The organism is Methylobacterium sp. P3_A11 (assembly GCF_056403155.1).
The window spans coordinates 1-15,449 of the sequence record NZ_JBFUGA010000126.1 but is presented as its reverse complement, the minus strand read 5'-3'; the positions used below and the strand labels follow the sequence as shown (position 1 = coordinate 15,449).

14 protein-coding genes are annotated in these 15,449 nt (G+C 71.2%); 11 read left to right on the top strand and 3 right to left on the bottom strand.

Features of this window, described 5'->3' with window-relative positions; genetic code table 11:
* The first annotated feature begins 654 nt into the window (after positions 1–654).
* The 4 genes from AC1DXK_RS26890 (at position 655) to AC1DXK_RS26875 (ending at position 5,147) form a co-directional block, all read left to right on the top strand.
* The gene (locus tag AC1DXK_RS26890) at positions 655–1,062 is read left to right on the top strand and encodes a helix-turn-helix domain-containing protein (RefSeq protein ID WP_457106651.1); all 408 of its coding nucleotides are present in this window, start codon (positions 655–657) and stop codon (positions 1,060–1,062) included.
* 171 nt (positions 1,063–1,233) lie between these two features.
* The gene (gene metK / locus AC1DXK_RS26885; protein WP_457106650.1) at positions 1,234–2,412 is read left to right on the top strand and encodes a methionine adenosyltransferase; all 1,179 of its coding nucleotides are present in this window, start codon (positions 1,234–1,236) and stop codon (positions 2,410–2,412) included.
* Between the two features lie 113 nt (positions 2,413–2,525).
* Entirely contained in the window at positions 2,526–3,260 is a 735-nt protein-coding gene (trmB, locus tag AC1DXK_RS26880; protein WP_457106649.1) for a tRNA (guanine(46)-N(7))-methyltransferase TrmB, read from the top strand.
* 171 nt (positions 3,261–3,431) lie between these two features.
* Entirely contained in the window at positions 3,432–5,147 is a 1,716-nt protein-coding gene (locus tag AC1DXK_RS26875; protein ID WP_477299476.1) for an HWE histidine kinase domain-containing protein, read from the top strand.
* An 18-nt stretch (positions 5,148–5,165) separates the two neighbouring features.
* On the opposite strand, the gene AC1DXK_RS26870 is transcribed toward AC1DXK_RS26875, so the two are convergent.
* On the bottom strand, positions 5,166–6,020 hold the full coding sequence (locus AC1DXK_RS26870; protein ID WP_457106647.1) for a hypothetical protein: 855 nt from the start codon (positions 6,018–6,020) through the stop codon (positions 5,166–5,168).
* Positions 6,021–6,314: 294 nt separating this feature from the next.
* On the opposite strand from AC1DXK_RS26870, the gene AC1DXK_RS26865 reads away from it, so the two are divergent.
* The 5 genes from AC1DXK_RS26865 to AC1DXK_RS26845 all read left to right on the top strand — a co-directional run bounded on the left by AC1DXK_RS26865 (position 6,315) and on the right by AC1DXK_RS26845 (position 10,563).
* Positions 6,315–6,914 carry a superoxide dismutase gene (locus tag AC1DXK_RS26865; RefSeq protein ID WP_457106646.1) on the top strand — a complete coding sequence of 200 codons (600 nt, stop codon included), beginning with the start codon at positions 6,315–6,317 and terminating at the stop codon, positions 6,912–6,914.
* Positions 6,915–7,148: 234 nt separating this feature from the next.
* Entirely contained in the window at positions 7,149–8,675 is a 1,527-nt protein-coding gene (gene murJ / locus AC1DXK_RS26860; RefSeq protein ID WP_457106645.1) for a murein biosynthesis integral membrane protein MurJ, read from the top strand.
* A gap of 71 nt (positions 8,676–8,746) precedes the next feature.
* Positions 8,747–9,424 (top strand): haloacid dehalogenase type II, encoded by a 678-nt coding sequence (locus AC1DXK_RS26855; RefSeq protein WP_477299475.1) that lies wholly within the window; start codon positions 8,747–8,749, stop codon positions 9,422–9,424.
* Between the two features lie 168 nt (positions 9,425–9,592).
* The gene (locus AC1DXK_RS26850) at positions 9,593–10,066 is read left to right on the top strand and encodes an SRPBCC family protein (RefSeq protein WP_457106643.1); all 474 of its coding nucleotides are present in this window, start codon (positions 9,593–9,595) and stop codon (positions 10,064–10,066) included.
* Between the two features lie 152 nt (positions 10,067–10,218).
* Positions 10,219–10,563, top strand: a complete 345-nt coding sequence (locus AC1DXK_RS26845) for a hypothetical protein (protein ID WP_477299474.1) — start codon at positions 10,219–10,221, stop codon at positions 10,561–10,563.
* A 53-nt stretch (positions 10,564–10,616) separates the two neighbouring features.
* On the opposite strand, the gene AC1DXK_RS26840 is transcribed toward AC1DXK_RS26845, so the two are convergent.
* Together AC1DXK_RS26840 and tlpA are read right to left on the bottom strand one after the other, a co-directional pair.
* Complete coding sequence (locus tag AC1DXK_RS26840; RefSeq protein WP_457106641.1) at positions 10,617–12,374, bottom strand: carbamoyltransferase family protein; 1,758 nt, start codon at positions 12,372–12,374, stop codon at positions 10,617–10,619.
* A gap of 185 nt (positions 12,375–12,559) precedes the next feature.
* Positions 12,560–13,201 (bottom strand): thiol:disulfide interchange protein TlpA, encoded by a 642-nt coding sequence (gene tlpA / locus AC1DXK_RS26835; protein WP_457106640.1) that lies wholly within the window; start codon positions 13,199–13,201, stop codon positions 12,560–12,562.
* A gap of 42 nt (positions 13,202–13,243) precedes the next feature.
* On the opposite strand from tlpA, the gene argH reads away from it, so the two are divergent.
* Positions 13,244–14,623: an argininosuccinate lyase gene (gene argH, locus AC1DXK_RS26830; RefSeq protein WP_457106639.1), complete on the top strand. Its 1,380-nt coding sequence runs from the start codon at positions 13,244–13,246 to the stop codon at positions 14,621–14,623.
* Positions 14,624–14,879: 256 nt separating this feature from the next.
* Entirely contained in the window at positions 14,880–15,176 is a 297-nt protein-coding gene (locus tag AC1DXK_RS26825) for a hypothetical protein (protein ID WP_457106638.1), read from the top strand.
* The last annotated feature ends 273 nt before the right edge of the window (positions 15,177–15,449 follow it).

Here is a 15,449-nt window from a genome sequence, read left to right as displayed (position 1 = left end):
GAGCGCCGCCGTGACCAGCGCTGTGCGCGCCGCTCCCGCGGCACCGCGCCGCCTGCCCGAGCCTCTGGCCCCGCCCATCGCACGCCTCCGGACCACAGGCCCCGGCCCCCGCCCCCGCCGTCGGGCGCGGTTGGCCTCGGACGGGGAGAATGCTATGGGGACCGCGGTTGTCTCCGTAGCTCAGCTGGACAGAGCACAGGTTTCCTAGATCAGGTTCAATTGGGCGTCGCGTCGGGAAACCTCGCGGCGGATCCGCTCAAAGTCGGGGAACGCTTCCGGCATCGGCGCTGGGCCGTGCGATGCTCTGCCAATCCCGAGCCAAGCCCGCGCGGCGCCCCGGCGTCCCGCGGGAAGGTGTAGAGACTAGACGGGCGGCACCTAACGGCCGGATGCAATCCGGTCCACGGTGAAGGGATAGTCCAGGCCACGAACGCGGACCTCCGGGACGCGGCGGCGAAAGCCGAAGTGGTATGAAACCTGGGGTCGCAGGTTCGAGCCCTGCCGGGGACGCCACCTTTCTTGTCCTGGAGATCGCGCCGGCCGCGGCTCCGGGCGCAAAACGTCCGCGACATCGGCTGCCTGCCGGTGACAAGAACCGAGGGCCGCGCTAAGCTTTGCCGCCAAGATCCATGGCGGGGGGTGGACGAGCACTTCATGGCGGGCCAGAAGACCGATCAGCGCGACGTTTACGTCGGGCAACGCATCGCCGAGCAGCGCCGGAAGGCGTCTCTCACACAGCGCCGCGTCGCGCAGAGCTTCGGTATGTCTGCAGCCCAGCTCCAGAAGTACGAGAAGGGCACCAACCGGATCAGCGCGGTCCATCTCGACATCTTCTCCCGGATGACCGGCGTGCCGATGGATTACTTCTTCAAGGGCATGCCGCGGAACGACGACTTCGTGGCACCGGGTTTCAGCGAGCGGGAGCAGTCGGCCCTGTCCGACGGCGGGTTGAAGGGGCTGGCCGAAGTGGTGGGCCGCCACATCACCGAGAATTTCTCCGAGGAGGCGCGTCGCGACGTCGCCGACGCCATCCGCGCCCTCGAGACCAAGCTCGGCGGTTGAGCCGCGTCGGAGCCTTCGGGGGCGGCCGTTTTTTCGGTCACATCGTCCGTTATAGCGGATCCGTTCGTTCATCCGCCTTGACCGGGCTCCGGACGGGTGCGAGAACCCCGGCCCCATAAAGGGTCAAACGCCGCGATCGCGACGGCGTACCTCTGACATCGAGGCCGTCCGATGCCGCGTTCCAATTACCTGTTCACCAGCGAATCGGTGTCCGAGGGGCACCCGGACAAGGTGTGCGATCGGATTTCCGATACCGTCGTCGACGCCTATCTCACGGCGATGCCGGAGGCCCGGCTCGGCGTCGAGACGCTCGCCACCACCAACCGGATCGTCATCGCCGGCGAGGTCCGTGGCCCCGATTCGGTCACCTTCAAGGACCTCGAGGCCCTGACCCGCGAGGCGGTAAAGGATATCGGCTACGAGCAGTCGGGCTTCCACTGGAAGAACAACGACGTCGCCATCCACCTTCATGCCCAGTCGGCCGACATCGCCCAGGGCGTGGACGCGGCCGGCAACAAGGACGAGGGCGCGGGCGACCAGGGCATCATGTTCGGCTACGCCGCCGACGAGACGCCCGAGCTGATGCCGGCACCGATCTTCTACGCCCACCGAATTCTCAAGGACCTCGCCGATGCCCGCCGGGCCAAGCAGGGTGACGCGGCCAAGCTCGGCCCCGACGCCAAGAGCCAGGTCACGGTCCGCTACGAGAACGGCCGCCCGGTCGAGGTCACCCAGATCGTGCTGTCGACGCAGCACCTCGACGAGTCCCTCGACTCGGCCGACGTCCGCGCCATCGTGGAGCCCTACATCCTCAAGGCCCTGCCGGAGGGCTGGGTCAACGAGGGCACGGTCTGGCATGTGAACCCGACCGGTAAGTTCGTGATCGGCGGCCCGGACGGCGATGCCGGCCTCACCGGCCGCAAGATCATCGTCGACACCTACGGCGGCGCGGCGCCCCACGGCGGCGGCGCCTTCTCGGGCAAGGACCCGACGAAGGTCGATCGCTCGGCGGCCTACGCGGCGCGCTACCTCGCCAAGAACGTCGTGGCCGCCGGCCTCGCCCGCCGTGCCACGATCCAGCTCGCCTACGCGATCGGCGTCTCGAAGCCGCTCTCGATCTACGTGGACCTGCACGGGACCGGCACCGTGGACGAGGCCAAGCTCGAGGGCGTACTGATGGACGCCCTGGATCTCTCGCCCCGCGGCATCCGCACGGCGCTCGGCCTCAACAAGCCGATCTACGCGCGCACCGCAGCCTACGGCCATTTCGGCCGCGCCCCGGAGGCCGATGGCGGCTTCTCCTGGGAGCGCACCGACCTTGCTGACAAGTTGAAGTCTGCCCTCGCCTGAGGGCGGCGTCCGCGCCTCATCCCGGACCCGCGTGACGGGTCCGGGCGTTCAAAACCAGATCCTTCACCTGCCCGCGGCACCTTCAGGCCGGTGGCCGACGTCGCGCCGTGGTCATGTCTGACACCCCTGGACGCCCCGTGCAGACGGCCGAGGAGCCGGAGCGCGCCTTCTTCGGACGCCGCAAGGGCAAGCGCCTGCGCGGCCTGCAGGAGCGCCGGCTGGCCGACCTCCTGCCGTCCCTCCGCATTGCCCTGCCGCCCGACGACGCGCCGCTCGATCCGCGCACGCTCTTCCCGGCGATGCCCGCACCGCCCGACGCGCTCTGGCTGGAGATCGGCTTCGGCGGCGGCGAGCACCTCGCGGCCCAGGCCGCGGCGCAGCCCGACATCGGCTTCATCGGTGCGGAGCCGTTCGTCAACGGCGTGGTGAAGCTGCTCGCCGCCATCGAGGCGGGGGGGCTGCGCAACGTCCGCATCCGCGACGAGGACGTGACCGCCCTCCTGGCACGCCTCCCGGATGCCTGCCTCGACCGGGTCTACCTCCTCTATCCCGATCCCTGGCCCAAGCGGCGGCAGCGCAAGCGCCGGTTCGTTTCCGATGCCTCCCTCGCCGAGATCGGGCGGGTGCTGAAGGATGGCGGCCTGTTCCGCTTCGCCAGCGACATCGACGATTATGCCGGCTGGACGCTGGTCCGGGCCGCGCGCTGCCCGGTCCTGGCCTGGACGGCGCGGAGCGCCCGGGACTGGACCCAACCCTTCCCGGGCTGGCCCGGCACGCGCTATGAGGCCAAGGCACTGGAAGCAGGCCGGCGGCCCACCTACCTGGAATTTGCCCGCCGCCCGCGCTGAGCCTGGGCTTGCTCGCGCCCCTCGGGCGCCCGGTCGCCGCAGGCTGAGCGGAACGCCTTGCCACAGTCACGCTCGGGCGCCATCCTGAGCGCCCGCCGTGGTGCCGGACCGCGCCCGGGAGGGGACATCTCCGGCAGGAGCGTGCCACGGCTCGTTCGAGGATCTTTCCGCGTGAATGAGAGGGTGGGGCAGGATCCGGCGGCGGGGGACCCGTTTCGCATCGGCTTCGACGAGGCCGCGATCGGCCTCGTGGTGCTGTCTGCGGACGAAACGACGATCGTCGCCGCCAATCGGGCTCTGCACGATCTCCTCGGCTGGCCGCCCGGCGCCCTGCCCGGGCGCCCGGTCGCCGATCTCCTGAACGAAGGGCCGGAGGGCCTCCGGGACGGCCTCCAGTTCTGGCGCGGGGCGGACGGGACCGCCCTCGACATGCGGATCCGGCGCACCGGCCGGACCCTGGTGGTCGAGGCGGTCGACGTGGACATGGCGGCCCATTCCGAAGCCAACCGCGAGGCGCTGGCCGCCGCCGGGCTCGGGGAATGGCGCTGGGACCGGGCGACGGATCTCCTCACCCTGTCGCGCCGGGCCGCCCGCATCCTCGGCCGCCCACCGGGCCGCTCCGTCTCGAGTGAGGAGCTGAAGACCGGCCTGTCGCAGGCGGAACTCGCCCGCCTGCGCGCGATCATCGCCGACGCTTCCGGAACCGACGAGCCCTACCAGTTCGACACGGCCGCCACGGTGGCCGGGCGCTCGGTGATCCTGCGGGTGCGGGGACAGGCCGTGCCGGGCACCGAGGGCGCATCCGCCAGCATGGTCGGCGTCATCCAGGACATCACCACCCGGGTCGAGGCTCGGGACGAGATCCTGTCCCGCGACCAGCGCCTGCGGGTCGCCACCACCGTCGCCAAGCTCGGCATCTTCGAATGGCACATGCTCGAGGATCAGGCGATCTGGGAGAACGAGCACATGTACGAGATCTTCGGGCACGCGCCCGAGGATGGTACGATCGGCAAGACCGAGTTTCTCAACGACATCCTCCACCCCGACGACCGCCCGGCGGTCCGCCGGGCGATCTCCAAGGCGCTGCGGGAGGACGGGGACCTGCACATCAGCGGCCGGATCCGCCGCAAGTCCGACGGGGTCTGGCGCACGATCGACATGGCCGGCCGGTTCGAGCGCGATGCCCCCGGCCGGCTGCCGCGCCGGCTGATCGGTGTGGTGGCCGACGTGACCGACCGGCGGGTCGCGGAGGAGCGCCAGAGCCTGCTGATCCGCGAACTCCATCACCGGGTGAAGAACACGCTGGCCACCGTCCAGGCGATCGTGGGGTCGACCGCGCGGACGGCGTCGAGCATCGAGAGCTTCTACGAGGCGTTCGTCGGGCGCATCAAATCCCTGGCGCACACCCACTCGGTCCTCACCGAGGACACGTGGCAGACCGCCTCCCTGGCCAACCTCCTGCGCAACGAGCTGAAGCCCTACGCGGAGGTGGCGCCGGACGGCGCCGCCGAGGGCCGAATCAGCCTCGACGGGCCGGCGATCGACCTGCCGTCCGAGATTGCGGTGCCGATCGGCATGGCGATCCACGAACTCACCACCAACGCCGCCAAGTATGGGGCGCTGTCGAACCGCACCGGGCGGGTGGCGGTGGAATGGTCGCTGGAGCCGGGTGGGCCGGCCGGCATCCTGCGGTTCTCCTGGCGCGAGACCGGCGGGCCGCCGGTCTCACCGCCGAGCCGCCAGGGCTTCGGCTCGCGCCTGCTGCAGCGCGTCCTGATCACCCAGGTCCAGGCCGAGGTGGCGACAGACTACGCCCCCGACGGCTTCTCCCTGACCATGCGGGCGCCGATCCCGCCACGCAACGACAGCCTGAACCCGCTGGTGTGACCGCCGGGCCGCCGGCCGTCAGGCCGCGCCGCGGGCACCGGTTTCGCCGCCGCCATCCACGAAGGCCTTCAATTCGTCGAGCGACGCGAAGGTGAACCGGCCCTGCGGCGTCTCCGCCTCGATCGCGCCGTCCTCGAACATCACGTAGGTGTTGCCGCCCGAGGCGTAGCGCCCGACCACGGTGCGGGTGGCGGGTGGCGGGGCCAGCTCGGGCTCGGGCTCGGGCGCCGCATCCAGGCTCGGACGCAGGGACGGCGGCGCCTCCAGGTGGTCCGAAGGCGCCTCGCGGTGGACTGAAGGCGGCTCGGGTGCGGCGAACAGGTCGTCCTCGGGCGCGATCACACCCTCTGCCTTCGGGGCTTCCGGCTCGGGGCGGAGGCGGGGCTCCGGCACGACGGGGGGCACCACGGGCGGCTCGGGCTCGGCCGGAACGGGCGCCTCCGCCGCGACGGCGGACGGTTCCGAGAGGGAGGCACGGGTCTCGTCGGCCCGGAGCTGCAGGCTCGGCTCGATCCGGGGGCGCTCGGGATCGAAGGCCGGCTCGATCACCGACGGGACGATGAAGGCGGGCGCGGCCGGCAGGACCGGCGGCAGCCGCGGCCGATCCTCGCCTGCCGATGCCGCCGGGGCGTCTGCGGATGCCTCCTCACGCGCTCCGCGCAGGGGCGCCTGCCCGATCGCCCGCTCGACCCTCCGGAAACCGAGGGCCACGACGCCGAGGCCGAGGAGGATCGCGCCGGACGAGGCCGCGACCGAACCCGCGATCACCATCGCGAGCCCACTCTCCAGACGCACGTACGGGAAGCCCTGGATCACGGCGGCGCAGCCCCCGATGATCATGGCGGCGGCGAGCGCGAACAGCGCAGCGATCATGATACTCTCTGGCACGGGCCGGCTGACCGCCGGCGCTCTAGGCGTGGCGCACAGTAAGGCCTTGCCGGCATATTGCAAAACTCGGGGCTGAGATTGTCCGGGACAGCGGAATAGTCCGGTAGTCCGGCGGCTATGCCCGAGCCGGCCGTCGCGCCGCCCGGATCCCGGAACTTCCCGCGCCGTCGCCATGCAACGGCGTTGCCGTCCCGCGGCCACCGACTTACCTAGCGGGCTCTCGACTCGGAAGCCCCCGCCGGGGACGAGGCCGTTCCCTGCCAAGCGGAGACAGATGCCATGACCTTCACCCTGCCGGAACTGCCCTACGCCTACGACGCGCTGGGGCCGTACATGTCGAAGGAAACCCTCGAGTTCCACCACGACAAGCACCACAAGGCCTATGTCGACACGGGCAACAAGCTGCTCGAGGGCACGGATCTCCAGGGCAAGAGCGTCGAGGAGATCGTCAAGGCCGCCTACAACACGAATCAGCCGCTCTTCAACAACGCCGGCCAGCACTACAACCACATCCACTTCTGGCAGTGGATGAAGCCGAACGGCGGCGGCGCGATCCCCGGCGCGCTCGCAAAGAAGATCGACGAGGACCTCGGCGGGCCTGAGAAGTTCAAGGCGGACTTCATCCAGGCGGGCATCGGCCAGTTCGGCTCGGGCTGGGCGTGGCTGGCCGTGAAGGACGGCAAGCTCGCCATCATGAAGACCCCCAACGGCGAGAACCCGCTGGTCCACGGCGCCAAGCCGATCCTCGGCGTCGACGTGTGGGAGCACTCCTACTACATCGATTACCGCAACCGCCGTCCCGACTACCTCAAGGCGTTCATCGAGAACCTCGTGAACTGGGAGCACGTGGAGAAGATGTACGCCGAGGCGACCCGCTGAGGCTTTAGCGCCGGTGCCGCGGGTCCTGTGTCCGCGGCACCCTTGAGGTGACGCACGAAACCGGCTCTTGATGCGCCCGACGCCGGATGACCCGGTGCAAAAGGGTCCGGCCATTCTCCCTCACTCGACACCCGCGACGTCTCCACGGCGCACCCTCACCCCTCTGCGGGGGCGGGTGGCCGCCGCGTCAGCGGGGGTTGGAAGAGGGGAGGGAAGGGTCGGGCGGCCCACATCATGATCCGCTCCATCCTGTCCGTCGGCGGCTGGACCCTGGTCTCCCGCGTCACCGGCTTCGCCCGCGACGTGGTGATGGCCGCCGTGATGGGCGCCGGGCCGGTGGCCGACGCCTTCGTGGTCGCCTTCCGGCTGCCGAACCATTTCCGAGCGATCTTCGGCGAGGGGGCGTTCAACACCGCCTTCGTGCCGACCTATGCGGGGCTCGCGGAAGCCGGAACACCGGGGGAGGCGCACCGCTTTGCCGACCGCGTCTTCACCCTGATGCTGATCGTGCAGCTGGTACTGCTGAACCTCGCCCTGCCGGCGATGCCCTGGGTCGTGCACGCCCTCGCGCCGGGCTTCGCCGAGGATGGCGAGCGCTTCCATCTCGCGGTGGCGTTGACCCGCATCACCTTCCCGTACCTGCTGTTCATGACGCTGGTGACGCTGCTGTCGGGCATCCTCAACGCCCATCGGCACTTCGCCGTGGCGGCCGGCGCCCCGGTCCTGCTCAACCTCGCCATGCTGGCGGCGCTGGCCTTCAGCTTCCTGTTCCCGAACGCCGCCTACGCGGCGGCCTGGGGTGTCGCCGTCTCGGGCATCCTCCAGTTCGGCCTGCTGTGGTGGGGCTGCCGGCGCGCCCGGGTGATGCCCGACCTCGCCATCCCGCGCCTCGATCCGGCGCTGACGCGGTTCTTCGCGGTGCTCGGCCCGGCGGTGATCGGCTCCGCGGGATTCCAGATCGCGGCCTTTGCCGACACGATCATCGCGAGCTGGCTGCCCACTGGGGCGGTCTCGGCGCTGTATTATGCCGACCGGCTCTACCAGCTCCCCTTCGGCGTCATCGCCATCGCGGCCGGCACCGTGCTGCTGCCGGAGATGAGCCGGCGTATCGCCGCCGGGGACGTCGCCGGCGCCCACGCGGCGCAGAACCGGGCGGCGGGCTTCTCCCTGGCGCTCGCGGCGCCGTTCACCGTGGCCTTCCTGACCATCCCCGGGCTGATCATGGCGGCCTTGTTCGAGCGCGGCGCCTTCAGCGCCGAGGATGCCGCGCGCGCGGCCGCCGTGCTGGCCGCCTACGGATTCGCCCTGCCCGCCGTCGTGCTGGTGCGCAGCGCCGTGGCGAGCTTCTACGCCCGGCAGGACACCAAGACCCCGCTCTGGGCCTCGCTGACCGCGATCCTGGTGAACGTCGTGCTGAAGCTCTGGCTCACCGGTCCCTACGGCGTGACCGGGCTCGCCCTCGCCACCGCGGTGAGCCAGTGGGTGAACCTGCTGCTGCTCCTGGTCCTGGCCAAGCGCCGGAACTGGACGGCGCCGGGACGAACCCTCGGTGTCACCGTCGCGGGCGTCGCGCTCGCCTGCCTGGGGCTCGCGGCGGTGGCCGTCTACGGGCAGGGGCTCGTCCAGGCCCTGGTGCCGGCCCTGCCGCACGGCCGCGACCTCGTCGTCCTGGCAGTGCTCGGGCTCGCCGGAGCCCTGGTCTACGGTGGGCTCCTGGCGGGCCTGTTGCATCTGTTCGGCCTGCGCCTGCGCCGGGCCTGAGTGACCCGGCCGGGCTCGCCGTCGCGCGGTCCCGGCTCCAGATCGGGCGGGAGCACCCAGTGAGGAACGCCATGACCGACGCATCGGGACCACTGACGGGCGTGAAGGCCGCGGTGTTCGACGCCTACGGAACGCTGTTCGACGTGAACGCCGCGGTCCAGCGCTACGCCGAGGCGGTGGGGCCGGACGCCGCCCACCTTTCCGAGGTCTGGCGCAACAAGCAGCTCGAATACAGCTGGACCCTGTCGCTGATGGGCCGCTACGCGGCGTTCTGGGACCTCACCGTACGCGCCCTCGACTACGCCCTGGCGGTCCACCCGAACGTCGATCCCGGTCTGCGGGAGCGGCTCCTCGACGCCTACCGCGATCTCGACGCCTATCCGGAGGTGCCAGGCGTGCTGGCGGCCCTGCGCAAGCGCGGGATCCGCACCGCGGTGCTCACCAACGGCAACGCCGCCATGGTCGACCGGGCCGTGGCCTCGGCGGCCCTCGCCGACCACCTCGACGCGGTCCTCTCAGTGGACGATGCGCAGGTGTTCAAGACCCATCCCGACGCCTACCGGATCGCCCTGACCCGGATGGCGGTAGGGCAGGGCGAGGTGCTGTTCTGCTCCTCGAACCGCTGGGACATCGCGGGGGCTGGGGCCTTCGGATTCCGGACGGCCTGGATCAACCGCAGGGGGCTGCCGGACGAGTACGCTGATCCCGCCCCGACGGTCGTCATCGAGTCCCTCGACGGGCTGCTTTGACCTCGGAGCCGGCGCCGGCTGCGGTGCACCGGAGGGCAGGCGGGCCGGCCTGCGTATTTTTTACCGCGCCTTGGACTAAAGTCGACCTTGCAACGTACGCGTGTCGCCCTTGGTTTGAGCCTGACTCGGGCGCCATGGAAGCGAGCGTCGAGCGCAAGGGAGCGACTGATGAAGCGTATGTTGTTGGCGGCTGCGGCGATCTGCGTCGGGGTCGCGGGACCGGCCTGGGCTCTCGAAGTCACCAAGTCGGTGGACGTGGCCGCGTCGCCCGAGACCGTGTGGAAGACCATCGGCGGGTTCTGCGGGATCGGCGACTGGCATCCGGTGATCGAGAAATGCGCCCTGTCGAAGAAGGGCAGCAATGCGGTCCGGACCCTGAGCCTGAAGGGCGGCGGGACGATCGTCGAGGAGGAAGAGTCCCGCAACGACAACAAGATGGACTACACCTACACGATCCTGGAAGGCCCGCTCCCCGTCGCGGATTATCACTCCACGATCATGGTCACGAAGGCTGGCAGCGGCTCGAAGGTGACGTGGAAAGGCACCTTCAAGGCCAAGGGCGCCCCCGATGCGAAGGCCGAGGAGGCCATCGCCGGGGTGTATGATGCCGGCCTGAAGGGCATCGCCGACAAGGCGAAGTAGCCGATCGGCGGAGGCGAGCCCTGCGCGCCTCCGCTCAGGCCGTCTCGGACGTGCCGAGGCCATATCCGGCACGCCGTCGCGGTGCGCCGCTTCGGGGATTCTTAATCCTCCCGGTGTTGGATCGTCCTCAACACGAACGGGAGATCTTTCGCGTGTCCTTGAACGGTTCCTTCACGACGATCCGCGCCGGGGCCGCAGCCCTCGCGGMGACCCTGGTGCTCGGGGCCGTCGCCCCGGCCACCGCCCGCGACCAGACCGGCGCCATCGTCGGCGGCCTCGCGGCCGGTGTGGTCGGCGGCGTGGTGGGCAGCGCCCTCATCAACGGCGCGAACCCGCCGCCCCCGCCGCCGGAGTACCGCCCGCGCCGCGTCGTGGTCGAGGAGCCCGAGACCGTCGTGGTGCGCGAGCGCCGCGGCCCGATCTGCCACTACGAGCGCCGCAAGGAATGGCTCGGCGACGGCGAGTTCACCTACCGCCGCGTCGAGGTCTGCGAGTAATCCTTCTGGGGTCGCCTGATCGACGCCGCGTCCTCCCCGGGGCGCGGCGTTTGTCATTTCACCACCAGCCAGTCCTCCACCACGAGGGCGTCGAGGCCGGTGGTGTAGAACATCAGGATCGCGTCCTCCGCGCCGTGGAGGATCGGCTTGCCCATCACGTTGAAGCTCGTGTTGAGCAGGATCGGCACCCCGGTGATGTCCGCGAAGGCGCCGATCAGGGCCGCGTAGGCCGGGTTCCGCTCCGCCGTGACGCTCTGGAGCCGGCCGGTCCCGTCCGCGTGGACCACGGCCGGCACGCGGGCACGGACCGCCTCCCGCCAGACCAGGGTACGCTCCATGTAGGGGCTGTCGGCGTAATCCTCGAACCAGTCCGGCCCGGCCTCGGCCAGGATCGAGGGCGCGAAGGGCCGGAACGCCTCCCGGTATTTCACCTTGGCGTTCAGCGCGTCCTTGGCACCCTCCGGCCGCGGATCGGCCAGGATCGAGCGGTTGCCCAGCGCCCGGGGTCCGAACTCCGCCCGGCCCTGCACCCAGCCGACGAGGCCGCCCTCCGCCAGGATCCGCGCCGCCGCGCGGGTCGCCTCGCCGTGGCCGACGTGCTGGGCGCGGGGTTCCTGCTCGGCGAGCCGCTCCATCGGGCCGGTCGAGACCCGCGAACCCAGATAGGGCGTGAGCGGGCGCTGCGCGTGCGGCGGCCCGGTCCAGTCCGGATGGTCCTCCGCGTAGGCGAGCCACGCGGCGCCCACGGCGTTGCCGTCATCCGCAGGGGCCGACGGGACGTGCAGCCGGGTGAAGCCGGACCGGCCGAGCACCCGGCCGTTATAGGAGGAGTTCAGCCCGCAGCCGCCGGCGATCACGAGATTCTCGGAGGGCGCCAGGGCGTAGGCTTCGGCCACCAGCGCGTCCATGAGGGTCGCGAAGAGATCCTGGCCGCAGCGGGCGAGGTCGGCCCAGCCGGTCTCCATCGCGTCCGCCGGGCGGCGCGCCCGGATCTCGGCGGCGACGGAGCGGATCGTCTCCCCGTCGGCATAGCGCAGGCGGTGTCCCTCGACCGTGCAGAGCCGGCCGAGCAGCGCGGCGAGGTCCGGATCGGGGCGGCCGTAGGGGGCGAGCCCCATGATCTTCCACTCCTCGCCCTTCACCTGGTCGAAGCCGGCGAGGTCGGTGATCAGCCCGTACAGGAAGCCCAGCGACCCGCGCCCGCGGTGGCGGCGGGCCTCGGTGATCCGACCGCCCGCCAGGCGGTGGATCGCCGCCGCGCCGGTCTCGCCCATGCCGTCGACCACCAGGGCGGTGGCCGTGTCGAAGGGGCTGCCCCAGAGGCCGTAGGCGGCGTGGCAGAGGTGGTGCGGATAGCGCCGCTGTCCGGCGATCGTCGCCCGGGGGCCCGCGCCGGTGATCCGCGCCTCCTGGTTGAGGGCGAGCAGCGTTCCATGTCCGGCCCGCTCCTGGGCGCCGTGGAGATCGGCGATGAACACCCGCTCGGCCTGCTCGGGCACGAAGGAGCGGTTGAGCGCGGTGGTGTGGCCGGCGAGCGCCATCAGGTCGAAGGCCCCGGTTCCCGCCTGCCCGCGCAGGAAATCGCTGAACTGTGGCCCCCAGGTCGAGGCGACGACGAGTTCGGAGCCCGGCGGAACCCACGCCTTCAGCAGGCCGGCCATCCGGGCCGGGGCGTCCGGCTCGCAGTTCGGCGCGCGCTTGTACTGGAGGTCGCGCTCCGCGGCCTCGGCGAAGAGCAGGGTGCCGTCGGGTCCGACCAGGGCGAGGGCCGGATCGTGGAAGGTGGTGGCGAGGCCGAGATAGAAGCGCATGCCGCCACGGGGTAGCGCATTTTTCGGTGCTGCGGATCCCGCTATCGTCGACGATGGCGACCGCGCCGCGGGCCATCGTCATCGGGTTCCGCGTCGATGACCCGGTGGTCCCGATCGCGCCACGACGCCGCCGATGTCGGTTCAGGTCCCCCCGCCGTCACACGGCTGTCGGTCGCCTCGGCGCGTCAGGAGGCCCGCCCCAGAGCCGCGCGGATCAGCGCCAGCCCGTCCGCGCTCGACCACGCGGCCGGCCCCTTCATCACGCCGAGGGTGCAGCCCCGCGCGTCGATCAGCATCGTGGTCGGCAGGCCCGGGGATTGGGTGTCGCGCTGGATGGCCGGAAGCACCCGGCCGCCGGGATCCGCGTAGAAGGCGAGGTCGCGGATGCCGGCCTGCTTCAGCCATTCCGGCGGCGTCTCCAGGTTGCGGGTGTCGACGTTGATGGCGACGACCTGGAAATCCGGACCGCCGAGCTGCGCCTGGAGGTGGTCGAGGGCCGGCATCTCGGCCTTGCAGGGCGCGCACCACGTCGCCCAGAGATTCACGAGGAGCAGACGGCCCCTGAGATCGGCGAGCCCGGTCTCGGCGCCGTCCGGACCCTTGAAGCGGATGTCGGGCGCGGGCCGGGCCTGGGGCAGCGCCTGCATGGCGGCGACTTCGCCCTTCGCGGCGGCCTCGACCCGCGCCAGCGCCGGCTTGGCGTCGGCGCAGGGCTGGAGGGCGCCCCCCGTGTTGCCGGGCAGGAGACCGCTCCCGTATAGGGCGAGGCCGAGGACGGCGAGCGCGGCGACGCCCGCGCCGGCCAGGATGGGTGTGCGGCCGGGCATCAGGCTTGCCTGCCGGGACGTTCAGGGCGCGGAAGGATCGACATGAGCAACCGGATGTGGGGCGGCCGCTTCGCGAGCGGCCCGGCGGAGATCATGGAGGAGATCAACGCCTCCATCGGATTCGACAAGCGCCTCGCGCCCCAGGATATCCGCGGCTCGCTGGCGCATGTGGCGATGCTCGGCAAAGCCGGCATCCTGCCGGCGCAGGATGTGGCTGCAATCGAGGCCGGGCTCAAGGCCGTGCGCGACGAGATCGAGGGCGGCACCTTCGCGTTCAGGCGCGAGCTCGAGGACATCCACATGTCGGTGGAGAGYCGGCTGACCGAGATCGTCGGCCCGGCGGCCGGGCGCCTGCACACGGCGCGCTCGCGCAACGACCAGGTCGCCACCGACATGAAGCTGTGGGTACGCGACACCCTCGAGTCCCTCGATCAGCAGGCGGCCGACCTGCAGCGCGCCCTGGCCGACAAGGCGCTCCAGCACGCCGGCACCGTGATGCCGGGCTTCACCCATCTGCAATCCGCCCAGCCCGTGACCTTCGGCCACCATTGCCTCGCCTACGTGGAGATGCTGGCCCGCGACCGGGGCCGGTTCCGCGACGCCCGGGCACGGCTCAACGAGTGCCCGCTGGGCGCGGCGGCGCTCGCCGGCACGTCCTTCCCGATCGACCGGCACGCCACCGCGGCGGCCCTCGGCTTCGACCGGCCCACCGCCAACTCCCTGGACTCGGTCGCCGACCGCGACTTCGCCCTGGAGGCGCTCGCGGCGGCCTCGATCTGCGCCGTGCACCTGTCGCGCTTCGCCGAGGAGCTGGTGGTCTGGACCTCGGCCCAGTTCAACTTCGTGCGGCTGTCGGACGGGTTCACCACCGGCTCGTCGATCATGCCGCAGAAGCGCAACCCCGACGCCGCCGAGCTGGTGCGGGCCAAGAGCGGCCGGATCGTCGGCGCGCTCACCGGCCTGCTCATCGTCATGAAGGGCCTGCCGCTCGCCTATTCGAAGGACATGCAGGAGGACAAGGAGGGCACGTTCGACGCCCTCCAGGCGCTGTCCCTGTGCCTCGCCGCGATGACCGGCATGGTGAAGGACCTGGAGCCCAACGCCGAGGTGCTCGCCCGGGCCGCCGGCTCCGGCTACGCCACCGCCACCGACCTCGCCGACTGGCTGGTGCGGGAGCTCGGCCTGCCGTTCCGGCAGGCGCACCACGTCACCGGCCGCCTCGTCGGCGCGGCCTCCGCCAAGGGCGTTGGGCTGGAGGCGCTGTCGCTGCCCGAGATGCAGGAGGCGGAGCCGCGCATCACCGACGCGGTCTACGCGGTGCTCGGCGTCGAGAATTCGGTGGCGAGCCGCACCAGCCATGGCGGCACGGCGCCCGACAACGTTCGGCGCCAAGCGCAGGCCTGGATCGAGCGGCTGGACTGACCGGATCCCGGGCACGATCGACGCCGCTCCTCGGCCGAGGCGATCGGGTAGCCCGGGAGTCTGGGGAACCGAGGGGCGCGGCCTCGGCCGCCCTTGGGACGGTGCTTCGCGGCGCGGCCGTGTCGAGCGCGCCGCGCGGGTTATCCACAGGCCTCCACCGGAATTGTGCGTTGCAACCATCGTCCGGCACGCGCGTTCAGCCTCTGGCTAAGTCCGCTCGGCTACAAGCTTCGCTGTTGGGATCGGAGTTCGCAGGATGCCTGTCGAGAGTTGGCTGGACCCGGAGGATGTGACCAGCTTCGCGGCGCATGCCACGGCCATGATCGATGCCGCTTTGACCGGTTCGGGCCTGACGCGCGACTGCTACTGGTCGGCCGTGCGCAAGGGCTACAACACCCCCTACAACGACCCGCCCCGCAAGGAACCGGCCCACGCGCGCGCCGCGCCTGTCCAGCCCAACGCGATCGCCGCGCCCTCCGCCCCGGCGGTCGAGACCATCGCGGTGCCGGCCGCCGTTATCGCGGCCCGGGCTTCGGAAGCCCGCGCGCTCTAAAGGACAGGGTAACGCGCGCCGCCATCTTGCCGACGTTTTACGCAAGCTTCACTAATCCAGAACCCCGGTGCGGCGCCTGACGGTGCCGCCCGTCGTCAGGAAGTGAAGATGGTTTGCGTCAGCCGCCTGCTCCCGGCCGGAGCCCTTGCCCTGCTCGCATCCGGGCTCGCAACAGGTCTCCTTGGAGGGCTGGGCGGCGCGTGCCTGTCCGCCACGGCCGTCGCCGCACAGGAGGCCGCGCCGGCGGCGGGTGCGGACGACGCGGCCCCGTCC